Source organism: Variovorax paradoxus (genome assembly GCF_009755665.1).
GTDB lineage: Bacteria > Pseudomonadota > Gammaproteobacteria > Burkholderiales > Burkholderiaceae_C > Variovorax > Variovorax paradoxus_G.
Window position 1 is genome coordinate 1,999,270 of the sequence record NZ_CP046622.1, and the last position, 16,335, is coordinate 2,015,604.

A 16,335-nucleotide genomic window follows, 5' to 3' on the forward strand; every position below is an offset into this window, starting at 1 on the left:
CGGCACCGGTCAGGCGCGGTACAGCGCCTCGATTTCGTCCGCGTAAGCCTTGTAGATGCTGGATCGCCGCACCTTCATGGTTGCGGTGACTTCGCCGTCGTCGTGGTCCAACTCTTTTGTGAGCAGGTGAAAACGCCGGATCTGCGACACCTGCGCGAGCTTGTCGTTGCCGCGTGAAACTTCGGATTCGATGAGCGCGCGTACGCGCGGCTCTTCCACCAGCGAGCGGAAATGCGTGAACGGGATGCGCTCCGCCTCGGCCCACTTGCCCACGGTTTCATAGTCGATCTGCAGCAGCGCGCCGACAAACTTGCGTCCGTCCGCCACCACGATGCATTCCTTGATGAAAGGGCTGCCCTTCATGGTGTTCTCGATTTCCGAGGGCGTGAGGTTCTTGCCGCCGGCCGTGATCATGATGTCCTTGAGCCGGTCGACGATGCGCAGCTGGCCGTCTTCTTGCCGCACCACGTCGCCTGTGTACAGCCAGCCGTCGCGTATGGAAGCGGCGGTGGCCTCGGGGTTCTTGTAGTAGCCCTCGAACACCATGTCGCCGCGCACCAGCAACTCGCCCGCTTCGCCGATGCGGTGTTCGGTGCCCAGCGTGGGCACGCCGACGGTGCCGACTTTCACGGCATCGCGGCAATGGCCCGCAATCATGCCGGTCGATTCGGTGAGCCCGTACACCTCCACCAGCGGCACGCCCAGCGTGCGAAAGAAGCGCACCACGTCGGGCGGAATCGGCGCCGCGCCGGTGAGCGCAATGCGCGCGCGGCGCAGGCCGATGAAGTTCTGCAGCGCGCGCAGCACCGTCCAGTAGTGCAGCGCGAAGCGGCCGCGCTCGGCCACGGTCCATGTGTTGCGCGGCTTTTCGGCAAGCGGCGCGCAGGCGGCAATCGCACGGCTGAACAGCGCACGCTGCAGCCGGCCGGCCTCCTGCATCTTGATGCTGATGCCGGCGTGCAGCTTTTCCCAGATGCGTGGCACGCCCAGGAACATGGTGGGCGCGACTTCGCGAAGGTCTTCCTGCACGGTGCGGATCGATTCGCCGAAGTTCACCTGCGAGCCCAGGTAGAGCGGCACAAAGGCCGTGAGCATCTGCTCGGCCACGTGGCACAGCGGCAGGTACGAAAGGTGCATGGTGTCGCCGTCCAGCGCCAGCCGCTCGACGATGCCGGGCACCACGCCACGGATGTTGCGGTACGAGATCATCGCGCCCTTGGGTTTGCCGGTGGAGCCCGAGGTGTAGATCATCAGGCCGATGTCGGCGAGCGTCTGGCGCGCGAGCGCGGCGTCGACAAGTGCGGTGCCGTCGCGCGCCTCGGCCTCGGCGCCGGCCTGCTCGACTTCCGCAAAGGTCGAGATGAGCGCACGAACTTCGGGCGGGTAGCTCGCCAGGCCCTTCGTCTCGATCACCACGATCCTGCGCAGGCGCGGTAACTGGTCGATGGCGTCCAGCACCTTGTCGGTCTGCTCCTGGTCCTCGCAGACGATCACTTCGATGTCCGCATGCGCGACCACGTAGGCCACCTCGTTGCTCGGGCTGGTCGGGTACACGCCAACGGTGACGGCACCGGTCAGCCCCGCACCCATCTGAGCGATGAGCCATTCCACCCGGTTCTCCGAGATCACACCGAGGTGGCCACCCGGCGCAAGGCCCATCGCATGAAGCCCAAGGCCGAAGTGCGTGGCACGCCTCAGGTAGCCGCGCCAGTCCAGCGGATGCCAGATGCCGGAGTCCTTCTGCCGGATCGCGATGCGGTGGGGTCGCAGCCGCGCCTGCTCGCGCAGCATCTGCGGCAAGGTCAGCAAGGGAAGGGCGCCGCCGCTCATGAGAGCCAGCGCTTGCGGCGCTTGTAGTGCTTCAGCGCGCGGAAGCTGCGCGATTCGCCGCTGCCGCCCACGCCAAGGTAGAACTCGCGCACATCGGGGTCGGCGGCGAGACGCTCGGCGCTGCCGTCGATCACCACCTTGCCGCTTTCCATGATGTAGCCGGTGTGCGCAATGGCCAGCGCCACGCTCGCGTTCTGCTCCACCAGCAGCATCGAGGTGCCGCGCTCGGCATTGATGCGCGCGATGATCGTGAAGATGTCCTCCACCAGCTTGGGCGAAAGGCCGAGCGAGGGCTCGTCCAGCAGGATGAGCTTCGGTTGCGCGACCAGCGCGCGGCCGATGGCCAGCATCTGCTGCTCGCCGCCCGAGAGATAGCCCGCGAGGCCCTTGCGGCGTTCGTGCAGGCGCGGGAAGTACGCGTACACGTCGTCGAAGTTGCGCGGGGTTGCGCTGCCGCGGCCAGTCAGCGCATAAGTCGCGGCCACGAGGTTTTCCTCGATGGTGAGATCCTCGAACACGCGCCGGCCCTCCATCACATGGCTGAGCCCGCGCCGCACGAGTTGCTGCGGCGCCAGCTGCGCAGTGGGGGCACCATCGAACATGATGCGGCCGGCCTCGACTTCACCGTCCTCCAGCGCCAGCAGCCCCGACACCGCCTTCAGCGTGGTCGACTTGCCTGCGCCGTTGCTGCCCAGCAGCGCCACGATCTGCCCGCGCGGCACGGCCAGCGACAGCCCGCGCAGCACCTGCACGACCTTGTTGTAGACCACCTCGAGGTTGTTGACTTCCAACACGAGGTCGGGTGCCGCGCGCGCGTCCATCAGTTCAGCGAGATCCAGTCCGACGCCGGCGCCATCTTCTGCGCCTTCATGTCGGCCTTGTAGACGCGGCCCACCGGAATCGAGTTGCCCTTGATGGTGATCGGCGTGCCGATGATCCCGCCGGTGTCGAAGTCCTTGATGGTGTTGAGCGAGGCCTTCAGGTTCTTGCCGTCCAGCGGCTTGCCCGCATCCAGCGTGCGCTTGGCTGCCTCGGTGAACAGCATTGCCGTGAGAAAGCCCTGCGTATAGGCCGTGCTCTGGTACTCGGGGCGCAGCGCGCGGATCTTGTCGAGCATCGGCGCCTTGGCCGAAGTGTCGTAGTAGTAGCGGTAGGGCATCACGCCCATGAAGCCGTCGGCGCCTTCGCCCATCTTCATGACGGTGGAGCTGTCCATGGTCCAGAAGGTGCCCATCCATTTGCTGGTCATGCCCATCTGCTTGCCCTGCTGGATGAACTCGGGAATCGGCGCGAGGATGTAGCCGTGGAAGATGGTGTAGTCGGGCGCGGCGCGGCGCAGCTTGATGACTTCGGTCGACACGTCGACGCTGCCCGGCGGTGTCATGAGCTTGACCGGCACGGTGAGGCCCAGCTTCTTGGCGGCCGCCTCGCTGGCCTCGATCGGGTCGCGGCCGAACTCGGAATCGGAATACACGAACGCCACCTTGGCACCCGGCTTCTCCTTGGCGATGTGGCGCAGCAGGATGCCGATCTGTTCGGTGTAGTCGGGCCCGACCAGGAACTGGTTGGGGTACTTGGCGGAGTCGTTCAGTTCGGTTGCAAACGATGCGCCCGCCATCAGGATCTGGCCGTTGCGGTCAAGCTCGGGGTTGATGGTCTTGGAGAAGCCGGTCGAGTCGCCGTAGTAGAGGTTGACCTTGTTCTGGCTCGTGATCTTCTTGAAAGCCGCCACCGACACGTCGACCTTGTAGCCCGTGTCTTCGGGCACGTAGCGCAGCTTGCGGCCCTTGATGCCGCCGGCGTCGTTGACGATCTTCACGTAGTCGGCAATGCCGGCGTTGATGCCGACGCCCGCGAAGGCGAACACGCCGGTCATGGGAATCGAGCCGCCGATGACGATGTCTTCGTTGCCCTGCGCGCTGGCAGCAAATGGAACGGCGGCTGCGAGGCCGACGGCAATCAGCAATGCGCGGCGGCGCTGGAAAAGCTTCGGTGTCTTGGGCATGCGTGTCTCCTGCGGTCTAGTTACGGAAGGGCCATAGATGAAAGAAGCGGCGGATGCGCCGCCACACTTCTGCGAGCCCATGCGGCTCGAACACCAGAAATCCGACGATGAGCAACCCGAACACGACGGTGCGCACGGGTGAGAGAAACACGGTCATCTCGACACCGCCCGGCAGCAGGTCGACCACCAGCTTGAGCAGCTCGGGCACCATGGTCATGAACACCGCGCCAAAGATCCCGCCGAGGATCGTTCCCATGCCGCCGACGATGATGGCAGCCAGGAAGAAGATCGACATCAGGAGCGGAAAGCTCTCCGGCGTGACCACGCGGAAGAAGTAGGCCCACAAACCGCCGGCCACGCCCGCGTAGAACGAGGAGAGCCCGAACGACAGCAGCTTGTATCGCAGCAGTGGAATGCCCAGCACCTCGGCCGAGATGTCGCGGTCGCGGATGGCAATGAACGCGCGGCCCACGCGGGTGCGAAACAGATTGGCGGCGCCCAGCACCATGAGCACCATCACGGGCACGATCACCCAGTAGAGGCGGAACGACGTGTCCAGCGGCAGCCCAAAGAACTGCGCCGGCGGCAGCGAGAGACCCGAGGTGCCACCCGTGAGCTTGAGGTTGGCGAACAAAAAGTGCGCGATGAACGACGCGGCAATGGTTGCAATGGCCAGGTACAGGCCCTTCACGCGCAGCGAGGGAAGGCCCACGACCAGCCCGCCGAGCATGGCGACCACGCCGCCTGCGACGATGTTCAGCAGAAAGGGCGTGCCCAGCCGGGTCTGCATGATGGCAACGGTGTAGGCGCCCAGGCCCATGAAAGCCGCCTGGCCCAGGCTCACCAGCCCCGTGTAGCCGGTGAGGATGTTGAGCCCCGTGGCGCTGGCCACGTTGATTGCGACAAGGCAGGCAAGGTAGAGCCAGTAGTCGCTGGCCATGAACGGGAACAGCACCAGCAGGGCTGCGCCGATTGCCAGCCATGCCTTCTGGGTGCGCGAGTCGAACAGCGCCGCATCGGCTATGTAGCTCTGCTTGAGGGTGCCTATGCGCATCGGTTCTCCCTCTGCTTGCGTTTGATGCGCCGCGACAAGCCTGCCATCTCAAAGCCTCTCGATCTCATGCGTGCCGAACAGCCCGTACGGCCGCACCATCAGCACGAGCACCAGAACGATGAAGGTTGCGAGAAGCTTGTACTCGCCGCCGAGATAAGAGCCCGCGAGCGCCTCCACCAACCCGATGAACAGGCCGCCGACCAGCGCACCCAGCACGCTGTCGAGTCCGCCCACGATCACCACCACCAGTACCGACAACCCGAACACGCCCATCGACGAAGAGATGCCGCCGATGGCGCCGACGATGATGCCGGCCACCGCGGCGATCATGGCCGAGGCGACCCATGCGAGCGAGAACACGCGGGGTACGTTGATGCCCATCGAGTACGCAGCGGCCTGGTCCGACGCCGTGGCCCGCAGCGCCACGCCGCCGCGCCAGAAGCGGAACAGCAGCAGCACGAGCCCGATCAGCACCACGGCGATCAGTGCGCCATAGGCAATCTTGGGAGCAAGGAACGCGTCGCCGATCATCACCGGTGCTTTGGGCAGGAACTCCGGCAGCCGGCGCTGGTCGGCGGTCCAGATGATTTCGACCAGCCCCACCAGGATGGACGCGAGACCGACCGTGACCATGAACACCGAAATCGGCGGCTCGCCCAGGAGCGGCCGGATCATCGTGCGTTCTATTACCGCGCCCAGCAGCCCGGTGCCGATCACCGAGCCCAGCACCGCGAGCCAGATCGGCAGCGAGAAGCTCGCGGCGAAAGCAAAGAACAGGTACGCGCCGACCATCAGCATCTCGCCGATGGCGATGTTGACCACGCGCGTGGCCTTGTAGACCAGCACGAAAGCCAGTGCGGCCAATGCATAGAGGCCGCCGCCCGCAATGCCCGTGAGCGCGATTTCGAAGAGGTAGGCCCAATCCATCATGCGGCCGCCTGTGCCATGGGCTCGCCGCGCAGCTTGCGCCGAAGTTCGCCGACATCGCCCGCGCCCAGGTAGGCGCGAATCACTTCGGGGTCGGCTTGCACCTGCGCCGGCGTGCCCTGCGCGATCACCTGGCCGAAGTTGAGCACCACCACGTGGTCCGACAGGTCCATCACCATGCCCATGTCGTGTTCGACCATCAGCACCGTGATGCCCCACTCGCGCCGCACGTCGAGGATGAAGCGCGCCATGTCTTCCGTCTCTTCGCGGTTCATGCCGGCCACGGGCTCGTCGAGCATCAGCACCTTGGGCTGCATTGCCAGCGCGCGCGCCATTTCCACGCGTTTTTGCAAGCCGTATGGCAGGGCGGCTACCGAGGCGTTCCGGATGTGATCGATCTCGAGGAAGTCGATGATCCGTTCTTCCACGTCGCGGCGCAGCTCGGCCTCTTCGCGCCGGGCTCGGCCCAGGTAGAAGAGGGCGTCGAACACGTTGGTCTTCAGGTGTGCATGCCGGCCGAGCTTGATGTTGTCGAGCACCGTCATGCCGCGGAAGAGCGCAATGTTCTGGAAGCTGCGCGCCAGCCCGAGCGCCGCCCGCTTGGGTGCGGGCAGGCGGGTGATGTCCTCGCCCTCGAACAGCACACGGCCCTGCGCGGGCTTGTAGAAGCCCGATATGGTGTTGAAGAGCGATGTCTTGCCCGCGCCATTGGGGCCGATCACCGCGGTGATCGAGCCCGCGGCCACGCCAAAGCCCACGTTCGTCAGTGCCTTCACGCCGCCGAACGAGAGCGTTAACGCCTCTACCCGCAGCACGGTGGAGGCAGAGGCGGGAGAGGCGTCCCGTGAGGGCTCGTCAGGCATGGCTCGCAGGGTTTGGATAGGGTCAGGGTTTGTGTCCAGGGCAGAAAAGCTACTGGCCCGTAAAATTCCTACTGGCGGGTAATGTCACAGTTCGCCGCATGGCGCGGCATCAGGACTTTCCCCGCCCGCACAAACCCCCATGCCCCGCCCAGCCCTCATTGCATCCTCCATGGCCTCTCCCTGGGAGCCCGCGGACAAACGCGCGCAGCAGCGCGAGCTCAAACGCAACGCCGTGCTGCAGACTGCCGCGCAGCTCTTCAACGAGCGCGGGTTTCATGCCACCTCGCTCGACGACATTGCCGAGCGGCTCAACGTCAGCAAGCCGACGGTCTATTACTACGTCGAGAGCAAGGACCAGATCCTGCTGGAGTGCGTGAAGATTGCGCTCGACCTCATGCAGGCCGGCATCGACGAGGTGCGCGCCGCGGGCGGCAGCGCCATCGACCAGCTCAAGGCCTGCATGCGCATCTACTCGAGCGTGGTGACGCAGGACTTCGGCATGTGCGTGATCCGCATCGGCGAAGACCCGCTGCCCGATCCGCTGAAAAAGGAGCTGCGCCGCCTCAAGGCCGGCATCGACGGGCAGTTTCGCCGGCTCATCGCGGAAGGCGTGGCCGAGGGCTCGCTCGCGCCCTGCGACCCGAAGATGGCGGCCTTCATGCTGGCCGGTGCACTCAGCTGGATCGGCCGCTGGTACCGCCCCGACGGCGACCTCACGCCCGACCAGATTGCCGACCAGGGCATCGAACTGCTGTTGAATGGCGTACTGCATCGCCCGGCCGCCGGCGCGCGCCGAAAGCCTGCCGCGGTGAAAGCCCGGTGAGCGGCCACCCGAACGATTTTTTCCAATCCAGGAGACCCACCCCATGACCCAGCGCGACATCTTCGTGGTCGGCACCGCCCGCACCGCCATCGGCACCTTCGGCGGTTCGCTGAAGGACGTGCCCAACACCCAGTTGGCCACCACCGCCGTCAAGGCCGCCATCGAGCGCAGCGGCGTTGCGGCCGATGCCATCGGCCATGTGGTGATGGGCAACGTGATTCCCACCGATGTGAAGGACGCCTACCTGAGCCGCGTGGCCGCCATCGACGCGGGCTGCCCCATCGAGACGCCGGCCTTCAACGTCAACCGCCTTTGCGGCTCGGGCCTGCAGGCCATCGTGTCGGCGGCGCAGGCCATTGCGCTGGGCGACTGCGACATCGCCATCGGCGGCGGCTCGGAGTCGATGAGCCGCGGCCCGTACTTCGACACCTCGGCCCGCTACGGCGCGCGCATGGGCGACGCGGTACTGGTCGACTACATGCTCGGCATCCTGCATGACCCGTGGGAGAAGATCCACATGGGCATTACCGCCGAGAACGTGGCGGCGCGCTACGGCATCACGCGCGAGCAGATGGATGAGCTGGCCGTGGCCAGTCAGCAGCGCGCAGCCGCCGCCATTGCCGCGGGACGTTTCAAGGAGCAGATCGTTCCGGTGGAGGTAAAAACACGCAAGGGCGTTACGCTGTTCGATACCGACGAGCATGTGCGCGCCGACACCAGCGTCGACACGCTTTCGAAGATGAAGCCCGCTTTCAAGAAGGACGGCCTCGTGACCGCCGGCAATGCCTCGGGCATCAATGACGGCGCCGCCGCCGTGGTGCTGGCCGAAGGCGGCCGCGTGAAGGCGCTGGGCTTGAAGCCGCTGGCGCGCCTGGTCGGCTATGCGCACGCCGGCGTGGAGCCCGCCTACATGGGCATCGGCCCGGTGCCGGCCACGCGCAAGGTGCTGGAGCGCACCGGGCTGAAGGTGAGCGATTTCGACGTGATCGAATCGAACGAGGCCTTTGCGGCGCAGGCCTGCGCAGTCATCAAGGAGCTGGGCTTCGACCCGGCGAAGGTCAACCCCAACGGCTCGGGCATTTCGCTCGGGCATCCTGTGGGTGCGACCGGCGCGATCATCACCACCAAGGCGATAGCCGAGCTGCATCGCACGGGCGGCCGCTACGCGCTGGTCACGATGTGCATCGGCGGCGGCCAAGGCATCGCGGCCATATTCGAACGGGTTTGAAGGCACACTTGCGAGCATGCTCCGCCCACCCATCCTGATCGACCCCGACGAGGTCGAGATCAGCGCCATCCGGGCGCAGGGCGCGGGTGGGCAGAACGTCAACAAGGTGTCGAGCGCGGTCCACCTGCGCTACGACATCCACGCGAGCTCGCTGCCCGCTGACGTGAAAGAGCGGCTGCTCGCGCTGCGCGACAGCCGCATCACGCAGGAGGGCGTTTTCGTGCTGAAGGCGCAGCAGCACCGCACCCAGGAGATGAACCGCGCCGACGCTCTGGCGCGCCTGCAGGCGGTGGTCGACAGCGTGGCCACGCCGCCGCGCGTGCGACGCCCCACCAAGCCCACTTACGGCTCGAAGCAGCGCCGGCTCGAAGGCAAGAGCCAGCGCTCGCAGATCAAGAACCTGCGCGGGCCGGTGCGGGACTGACCGGCTTGCCATCGCGCAGCCGCTTGATCTGCAGCGTCACGCCGATCAGGTACAGCGCGCCGAGCACCGCGGTGATCGCCTTGAGTTCAGGCGCATCGGCGTCCGGCAACAGCGGGGCGCCCAGCGGCAGGCGGGTCAGGGTTTCGGTAAAAGCCGGAATCCAGTGGAACAGGAAGCTTGCCGAAAAGGCCGCGGCTTCGATGTAGCGGGACGCCTGGCCGAAGAAGGCGCCGCGCCCGGCGGCCGCCCCCACGGCGAGCGCCGCCAGCGTAAGAATGCCCAGTGCATGCGGCTTGCCGAAGCCGCCGTGCTGGAAGATGCCGAAGCCGGTCAGGCAAGTCAGCACGGTGGTCCACACGAAGACCTGGCCCCAGTTGGTGCGCAGCGTGATTTCCTTGTGGCGGAACAGCGCGATCAGCCCCGCGATCACTGCGATCAGGCTGATCGCGGTATGAACAATTCCAAGGGACGTGAGTCCCAGCCATCCTGTCGCTGCCATGCCGGATCTCCTCGGAGTCGTGGTGGGGCGATTCTGGCCGGCCATGGGCAATTTGTCTCCATCGTTAAGGCCCCGCTAAGCTGGCGGACGCGGGCCGCAAGCACAATAGGCGCCATGAGAGCTCTCTTTTGCCGCGCCTTGCCGGCTTTCCTGCTTGCCCTGGGCGCACTGGCCCTGGCGGGGTGCGGGCCGGCGTCCGACGGCAGCCCGGCTGCAATGGGCGCGGTGCAGGAGCTCAAGTGGGAAGAGCTCGTTCCCAAGGACTGGGACCCGACAAAGCGCTACCGCAACATCAGTCTTGAATCGCTGCGCGACAACGATCCGCGCGCGGTGCAGATGCTCGATGAGATGCGCGCCGTCTGGGACAACGCGCCGGTCAACGTGGCGCTCGACGGCACCGCCGCGCGGCTTTCGGGCTTTGTGGTGCCGCTGGACAACACGCAGGGCGGCATTCGCGAGTTCTTGCTGGTGCCTTACTTCGGTGCCTGCATCCACACCCCGCCGCCGCCCGCCAACCAGATCGTGCACGTGATCGCGTCCGATACGGTGAAGGGACTGCACGCGATGGACACGGTGCGCGTCAGCGGGCTGCTCAAGGCGGCGCGTTATTCCTCGGCGGACATGGGCGTGAGCGGCTACGAGATCAAGTCGGCTTCGGTCGAGCCCTTTGCCCTGGCGCGCTGAGCTTCGTCAGGCCATGCGCTGCGAAAGAAAATCGAGGAACGAAGTGATCCGCGCCGACAGCTGCGTGTTGCGGTAGTACACCGCGTTGACCGGCTGGCGCACGTCGACCGTTTCTTTGGGCAGCACTTGCACCAGTGCACCGCTTGCGCGATCGGCGCCGGTCATGAAGTCCGACAGGCAGACGATGCCCGTGCCCGCCAGGGCCAGCTGACGCAGCGTTTCACCGCTCGACGCCGCGAGCGTGGGCGTGATGGTCCACTCGTCGCCATGCGCGCCGCGCAGCGGCCACCGGTTGAGCGATTCGGGCTGCGTAAAGCCCAGCAGAGCGTGGCCGCCCAGGTCTGTCACCTTTCGCGGCTTTCCGTGCGCTTCCAGGTAGGCCGGGCTTGCGAGCACGCGCAGCCTGTGCGTGCCGAGCGGGCGGGCGTGCAGTGTGGAGTCGCGCAGCGGCCCGATGCGGATCGCAATGTCGGTGCGGCGCTCCAGCAGGTCGATGGGCAGGTCGTCGGTGTCCAGCTCCAGGCTGATCTGCGGAAACAGCCGCCGGAACTCCGGCACCAGCGGCACGATGGCGTGCAGCATGAAAGGCGAGGCCGCGTTCACCCGCAAGCGTCCGGCGGGCTGCTGGCGCCGCGCGGCAAGCTGCTCTTCGGCTTCGTCGATGGCGTCGAGGATGGCACGCGTACGCAGCAAGAAGGCGGCGCCTTCTTCCGTGAGCTCGAGCCGCCGCGTGGTTCGCCGCAGCAGCGTGGTTTCCAGCTTCTGCTCGAGCCGGCTCAGGGCGCGGCTGATGCCCGACACCGTCTGCGAGAGTTGCTCGGCTGCCGCGGTAATGGAACCGGTGTCCACCACGGCGCGAAACGCGACCAGTTCTTCGATGGTGGTCTTCATCGCATGGAATGCCGTCTGTTCAGGCGGCGGCTTCGCTCCGTACTGCCGCGGAGGACGCAGCTTCGGCGGGCTGCGTCAGCGCCGCCAGTGCCTCTGCATCCGTGCGGTAGCTGAAGAGCATCGGCCCGGGCGCGAGCAGTCCGGCACGCTCCAGCACCTGCATGGCCGGCAGCTTCAGCCCGCTCAGGTGCAGGCGCACGCCTTTGGCTTCCATCATTCGCCGGATGGAGCCGAACACTTCGGCCCCCGTGATGTCGATGCGATTGATGGGCTGGGCGAAGAGGCACACGTCCGTCAGGTCCGGCCGCTCGGCCAGCGCGACCGTGAGCGCGCGCTCGAGCGTGGATGCCGATGCGAAGTCGAGCTCGGCATCCATGCGCAGCGCGTAGAGATGCGGCGCCAGGGGCGGCAGCTTCCAGAGGTTGCGGTCGCGCAGGCTGCCGTCGGGGTGCAGGCCCACCTCGATGATGCGCGGATGCAGGTGGCGGTACATGTAGTGCGCCAGGCTCGCGAGCAGCCCGCCCAGCACGCCCCAGTAGATGCTGGGCGCCGTGGCAATCGTCAGCACGAAGGTACCGAACGCAACGCCCGCCTCGATGCGCGACACGCGCCACAGCGCAACAAAACTCGCCGGCTTGACCAGCCCCAGAATGGCCGTGACCACCACCGCCGCCAGCACCGCCTGCGGCACGTGATAGAGCAGCGGCATCAGCCAAAGCAGCGCGCCGGCCACCACGATCACGCTGAACAGCGTGGCCCAGCCGGTCTGCGCGCCCGCGTACAGCGTGATGGCCGAGCGCGAGAACGACGAGCTGGTGGGAAAGGAACCCGAGAAGCCCGAAGCCAGCTTGGCGAGGCCCTGGCCGATCAGGTCCTGGTTTTCGTTCCAGAGGGTGCCCGCGCGCGCGTTGTCGACCTTGGCGCTCGATGCGGTCTCCAGAAAGCTCACCAGCGTGATCATCAGCGCGGGCAAGACCAGCGCGCTGAACGTGTTCAAGGGCAGCAGCCCTGGCCAGTAGAAGGAGGGCAGGCCCGAGGGCAAGCTGCCCACCACCGCACCGCCGCGCAGCGCGTAGTTGATGGTCCAGCTGATGGCCGCGGCACCTGCCACCAGCGCCATGGTGGTCGGGAAGCGCGGCGCCAGGCGCTTGCCGAGCCACAGCACGGCGATGCTGCCGAGCCCGAAGGCAATGGCCACCATGTCGGGCAGTGGTCCGCCCCGCAATACCTGGGCAATGGTGCGGCCCGTGAACCCGAGCAGCGCCGGCAACTGCGAGATGGCAATCAGCACCGCCGCGCCTTGGGTGAAGCCGATCAGCACCGGCGAATTCACCAGCCGCAGCAGCCAGCCGAAACGGCCCGCGCCCAACACCATCTGGATGGCCCCCGACATCAGCGTGAGCCACACCGCCATGGCCACCCAATCGGTGCTGCCGGGCACCGCCAGCGGCGCGAGCGAGGCGCCCACCAGCAGGCTTGTAAGCGCGGTAGGCCCGACCGACAGCCGCTGCGACGAACTGAAGATCACCGCGACCAGCGCTGGAAACAGCGCCGCGTACACGCCGGTGACCAGCGGCATGCCGGCCAGCGCGGCGTAGGCCACGCCCTGTGGAATGACCATCAGCGCCACCGTGATACCGGCCATCGCTTCGTTGCGCAGCAGCGCAGCCGAGGGGCGCGGCCAGGCAAGGCAGGGAATCCAGCGCGCGAGGCGTTGGCGCACGGAAGAAGAGGAGGAGGCTGCCGGATTCATGAATAGGGATGGGCACTCTGGTCCGGCGTCAGCTTACCCCCGGCGCCGTGCGCTGCAACCGGTGGCGCTAGGCCCTGCGAAAGAGCAGCACCGAGTTGGTTCCGCCGAACGCGAACGAGTTGCTGATGGCGGCCTGGAGTTCAGGCGCGGCCGTTTCGCCCGGCTTGACCAGGTTCAGGCTGCAAGCGGGATCGATCTCGCTGCAGTGCGCGTTGGGCGGCAACTGGCGCCGATGCAGCGCAAGCACGGTGATGACGGCCTCGATTGCACCGGCGGCGCCGAGCATGTGCCCGTGCAGCGCCTTGGTGGAACTGACCCGCAATTGGTCGAAGTCGTCGCCCCAGACCTCCGCGAGCGCATTGCGTTCGACCACGTCGCCGATGCGCGTGGCCGTGCCGTGCGCGTTGCAGTAGCCCACGTCGCGCGGCTGCAGGCCGGCCTGGCGCAGGGCGGCGCGCAATGCGCGGGCCTGCCCAGGTGCGTCGGGCTTGGTGAGGTGCGTTGCGTCGCTGCTGAGGCCCCAGCCCGCGAGCGTGGCGTAGCTGCGGGCGCCGCGTCGGCGGGCGTGCTCGGCCGATTCGAGCACGACGAACGCCGCGCCCTCGCCGAGGGCAAACCCGTTGCGGTCGGCCGCGAAGGGGCGCACGGCGTTGGCTGCTTCGCCGGGCTGGAAGGTGGCCAGCGTCTGCATGGCGTGCCATGCCAGCACCACTCCCGGCACGATGAGCGCCTCGCTGCCGCCGGCAATGGCCAGGTCGACTTCGCCGCGTTGAATGGCCTTGGCGGCTTCGGCAATGGCAACCGACGACGACGCACAGGCGACCGAATAGGTGAGTACCGGCCCCTGCACGCCGTTGCGCATGGCCACATGGGCCGCGGGAGCGTTGGGCATGAAGGCCGGAATGGTGAGCGGCGGTACCCGCATGCCGCCGCGGTAGGCGGCCTCGAGCGCCGCTGCACCGCCCATGCCGCAGCCGGCATAGACGCCGATGCGCTCGGGGTCGGTATCTGCGCGATCGAAGCCCGCATCCTGCAGTGCAAGGTCGGCGGCCGCTACCGCAAGCTGGCTGACCCGGTCGACGCCGGCGAGCTGCAGCTTGGTGAACCAGCGCGTTTCGTCGAAAGCCACGGTGGCCGCGGCGGCCGGCTTGGGCAGGTCGGGAAAGATCGGGCGGATGGCCGACTGGCCATCCTGCAGCGCCTGAAACAGCGCATGGGGCTCGCCGCCATGCGGCGCCATGACGCCCAGGCCGGTGACGCAGACCTCGTGGTTCACGCTGCCTTCGCGGCCCTGACCTTGTCGACGAGCAGCGCCAGTTCGCCCAGCGTGTCGATGTTCGCGTCGTCGTCTGGCATGGTGATGCCGAAGTGATCTTCGATGGCAAACAGGAACTCGGCCAATGCGAGCGAGTCGAGCCCGCCGGTTTCGCGCATCGATGCGTTGGGGTCGAGCTTCGACGGTTCGATACCGTACTTCTCGTGGATCAGGTCCTGCAATTCCTTCAGCGAACTCATCGTGCGATGCCTGTTGTCGTGTGCCGGTCGCTGATCGATCGCCACCCCTCAGGGTGCTCCGTGGGATCGACCCCTTCCTCGCTCGGCTTGTGGGTCAGTGATGGCCAATGATATCCGCTCCCACCAAAGTATTCGGCCGGTTCCGGTACACCGGCCGCCAGCGCAAAGAGGGGAGCGCAAAGGCCGTTCCCAGCAACGCGCCGGCCACTGCGTCGAGCACCACGTGCTGCTTGACGGCCAGCGTCGAGTAGGCGATGGCGGCAAACCAGATCCAGTTGGCAACGCGCAGAAAGACCGGCGTGCGCGCCTCGCGCAGCACGTGATCCAGGCGGATGGCCGTGAAGATGGCCACGGCCACATGCATCGAGGGGCAGGCGTTGCCCGCGGCATCTACGCCCTGCAGCATCGCAAAGCCCGGGTAGCCTGACACGTCGATGGTGAGCGGCGGTATTTGCGTGGGCCAGAAATAGAAGAGGGCCAGGCCCGTGAGGCACAACGCGCCGATCCAGAGCCCGTAGACCACCAGCTCCCGAAAGCCCAGTTGCAGTCCGGGCGCGATGCCGACGTAGAACCAGAGCGAGAGGTACGCGCCCAGCGTGTAGGGCTGGAATGGAATCAGGTGGTCCAGCGCCGTGAGTGGCATCACCACGACCGGATACGCAGGATTGCGCAGCAGATGGAAATAGCCGATGAAGAAGAGCCAGGTGAATGCCGTGGTGCCGATCGCCTTGAGCCAGAAGAGGGAGCGGATGCGCTCACCGATGTCTGCGGTCCAGGTCAGGGGTCGATGCGATCGGGAAATGGGCGCCATGGGGCAGGTCGGTCGGGGTCCGTGGTTTCTTGGGCCCGCCGATCTTGCCAGAGCGCCATGACGGCGCCATGCGACTCCGGCGATTGCAGTGGGTCAGGCGAGCGCGGCCGATCGCTTGCGGTGCTGGAACGAGGTCGGCGAGCGCCCCGTGGCCGCCTTGAACATGGCGCAGAACGCGCTGTCGGTGGCATAGCCGCTGGCCGCCGCCACCTGGCTCACCGCCATGCCGCGCGCCAGCAGCGGCAGCGCATGCGCCATCACGGCCTGCTGCCGCCACTGCTGCCAGCTCATGCCAAGCTGGTCGCGAAAGAGCCGCGCCACGGTGCGCTCGCTGGCGCCGATGGCGGCGGCGCGCTCGGCCAGGGTGGCGCGGTCGGCGGGGTTGCGCAGCAGCGCTTCGCAGAGCTGGCGCAGCCGCTTGTCGGTGGGCAGCGGCACGTCGATGCGTATCTGGGTGGCACGCTCCAGCTCGTCGACCAGTAGCGGGGCGATCATGCGTTCGCGCTGCGGTGCGTGCGGATCGGCGGGCGGCAGGCCGTCGGGCGTGGTGTCGAGCGCGAGCATCAGCGCGCGCAGCAAGGGGCTGATTTCGAGCACCTCGCACTTTTCCCACGGCGGGCCGAGCCAGGCGTGGAGGTACACGGTGCGCAACTCGGCATCCTCGATCAGCATGATGCTGTGCGGCATGTTGGCCGGCACCCAGACCGCGCGGGAGGGCGGCACGATATAGCTGCCGTCCTGCGTGCTGAGCCGGATCACGCCGCGGGTCGAGAACGTGAGCTGCGGCCAGGGGTGCTGGTGCAGTTCGACGAAGGTGTCTGCGCTCAGGAAATGTTCCTTGGCGCGCAGCGGCCGCACTGCGTCGGGTGCGTAGAGGTGCGGCGTGAGCGAGGCGACGCTGGTGACCGGTGCCACGTTCGGGCCGCGCGGCTTGGCGGCGCGGGGGCTTCCGCTATCGGTTGAAAAAGAGGGGGAAACGGCGCTTGGCATGGTTTCGACAAATGTTGTCGCTGTATCGCCATTCTGCC

17 protein-coding genes are annotated in these 16,335 nt (G+C 66.9%); 4 read left to right on the top strand and 13 right to left on the bottom strand.

What is annotated here, in order from left to right; all coding sequences use genetic code 11:
- Nucleotides 1-9 precede the first annotated feature (9 nt).
- From GOQ09_RS09335 to GOQ09_RS09360, 6 genes are read right to left on the bottom strand one after another with little or no spacing between them, the layout of a single operon-like run.
- Nucleotides 10-1,830, bottom strand: a complete 1,821-nt coding sequence (locus tag GOQ09_RS09335) for an AMP-dependent synthetase/ligase (protein WP_157613172.1) — start codon at nucleotides 1,828-1,830, stop codon at nucleotides 10-12.
- The gene (locus tag GOQ09_RS09340) at nucleotides 1,827-2,651 is read right to left on the bottom strand and encodes an ABC transporter ATP-binding protein (RefSeq protein WP_157613173.1); all 825 of its coding nucleotides are present in this window, start codon (nucleotides 2,649-2,651) and stop codon (nucleotides 1,827-1,829) included. The genes GOQ09_RS09335 and GOQ09_RS09340 overlap by 4 nt, the downstream gene beginning before the upstream one ends.
- Entirely contained in the window at nucleotides 2,651-3,835 is a 1,185-nt protein-coding gene (locus GOQ09_RS09345; protein ID WP_157613174.1) for an ABC transporter substrate-binding protein, read from the bottom strand. Before GOQ09_RS09345 ends, GOQ09_RS09340 begins: the two co-directional genes overlap by 1 nt.
- A gap of 16 nt (nucleotides 3,836-3,851) precedes the next feature.
- A complete protein-coding gene (locus GOQ09_RS09350; RefSeq protein ID WP_157613175.1) occupies nucleotides 3,852-4,889 on the bottom strand; it encodes a branched-chain amino acid ABC transporter permease in 1,038 nt (345 codons plus the stop codon).
- Between the two features lie 48 nt (nucleotides 4,890-4,937).
- A complete protein-coding gene (locus GOQ09_RS09355; protein WP_157613176.1) occupies nucleotides 4,938-5,819 on the bottom strand; it encodes a branched-chain amino acid ABC transporter permease in 882 nt (293 codons plus the stop codon).
- Entirely contained in the window at nucleotides 5,816-6,679 is an 864-nt protein-coding gene (locus GOQ09_RS09360; RefSeq protein WP_157613177.1) for an ABC transporter ATP-binding protein, read from the bottom strand. Before GOQ09_RS09360 ends, GOQ09_RS09355 begins: the two co-directional genes overlap by 4 nt.
- A gap of 139 nt (nucleotides 6,680-6,818) precedes the next feature.
- Here GOQ09_RS09360 and GOQ09_RS09365 point away from each other — a divergent pair, with 139 nt between their 5' ends.
- From GOQ09_RS09365 to arfB, 3 genes are read left to right on the top strand one after another with little or no spacing between them, the layout of a single operon-like run.
- Nucleotides 6,819-7,502 carry a TetR/AcrR family transcriptional regulator gene (locus GOQ09_RS09365; RefSeq protein ID WP_157613178.1) on the top strand — a complete coding sequence of 228 codons (684 nt, stop codon included), beginning with the start codon at nucleotides 6,819-6,821 and terminating at the stop codon, nucleotides 7,500-7,502.
- A gap of 43 nt (nucleotides 7,503-7,545) precedes the next feature.
- Nucleotides 7,546-8,730 (top strand): acetyl-CoA C-acyltransferase family protein, encoded by a 1,185-nt coding sequence (locus GOQ09_RS09370; protein ID WP_157613179.1) that lies wholly within the window; start codon nucleotides 7,546-7,548, stop codon nucleotides 8,728-8,730.
- A 16-nt stretch (nucleotides 8,731-8,746) separates the two neighbouring features.
- Entirely contained in the window at nucleotides 8,747-9,154 is a 408-nt protein-coding gene (gene arfB / locus GOQ09_RS09375) for an alternative ribosome rescue aminoacyl-tRNA hydrolase ArfB (protein ID WP_157613180.1), read from the top strand.
- Here arfB and GOQ09_RS09380 read toward each other — a convergent pair.
- Nucleotides 9,123-9,653, bottom strand: a complete 531-nt coding sequence (locus tag GOQ09_RS09380) for a hypothetical protein (protein ID WP_157613181.1) — start codon at nucleotides 9,651-9,653, stop codon at nucleotides 9,123-9,125. The genes arfB and GOQ09_RS09380 overlap by 32 nt on opposite strands.
- 114 nt (nucleotides 9,654-9,767) lie before the next feature.
- On the opposite strand from GOQ09_RS09380, the gene GOQ09_RS09385 reads away from it, so the two are divergent.
- Entirely contained in the window at nucleotides 9,768-10,337 is a 570-nt protein-coding gene (locus tag GOQ09_RS09385) for a DUF3299 domain-containing protein (protein ID WP_207309941.1), read from the top strand.
- A 6-nt stretch (nucleotides 10,338-10,343) separates the two neighbouring features.
- Here the strand turns inward: GOQ09_RS09385 and GOQ09_RS09390 are convergent, their stop codons facing one another.
- The 6 genes from GOQ09_RS09390 to GOQ09_RS09415 form a co-directional block, all read right to left on the bottom strand.
- A complete protein-coding gene (locus tag GOQ09_RS09390) occupies nucleotides 10,344-11,228 on the bottom strand; it encodes a LysR family transcriptional regulator (RefSeq protein ID WP_157613182.1) in 885 nt (294 codons plus the stop codon).
- Between the two features lie 19 nt (nucleotides 11,229-11,247).
- Nucleotides 11,248-12,981, bottom strand: coding sequence for a SulP family inorganic anion transporter (locus GOQ09_RS09395; RefSeq protein ID WP_157613183.1), 1,734 nt, complete (start codon nucleotides 12,979-12,981; stop codon nucleotides 11,248-11,250).
- A 67-nt stretch (nucleotides 12,982-13,048) separates the two neighbouring features.
- Nucleotides 13,049-14,257: a beta-ketoacyl-[acyl-carrier-protein] synthase family protein gene (locus GOQ09_RS09400; RefSeq protein WP_157613184.1), complete on the bottom strand. Its 1,209-nt coding sequence runs from the start codon at nucleotides 14,255-14,257 to the stop codon at nucleotides 13,049-13,051.
- Complete coding sequence (locus GOQ09_RS09405; RefSeq protein WP_126748885.1) at nucleotides 14,254-14,496, bottom strand: acyl carrier protein; 243 nt, start codon at nucleotides 14,494-14,496, stop codon at nucleotides 14,254-14,256. Before GOQ09_RS09405 ends, GOQ09_RS09400 begins: the two co-directional genes overlap by 4 nt.
- A 94-nt stretch (nucleotides 14,497-14,590) precedes the next feature.
- Nucleotides 14,591-15,307: a phosphatase PAP2 family protein gene (locus tag GOQ09_RS09410; protein WP_157613185.1), complete on the bottom strand. Its 717-nt coding sequence runs from the start codon at nucleotides 15,305-15,307 to the stop codon at nucleotides 14,591-14,593.
- Nucleotides 15,308-15,400: 93 nt separating this feature from the next.
- A complete protein-coding gene (locus GOQ09_RS09415) occupies nucleotides 15,401-16,297 on the bottom strand; it encodes an AraC family transcriptional regulator (RefSeq protein WP_242631047.1) in 897 nt (298 codons plus the stop codon).
- Nucleotides 16,298-16,335 lie beyond the last annotated feature (38 nt).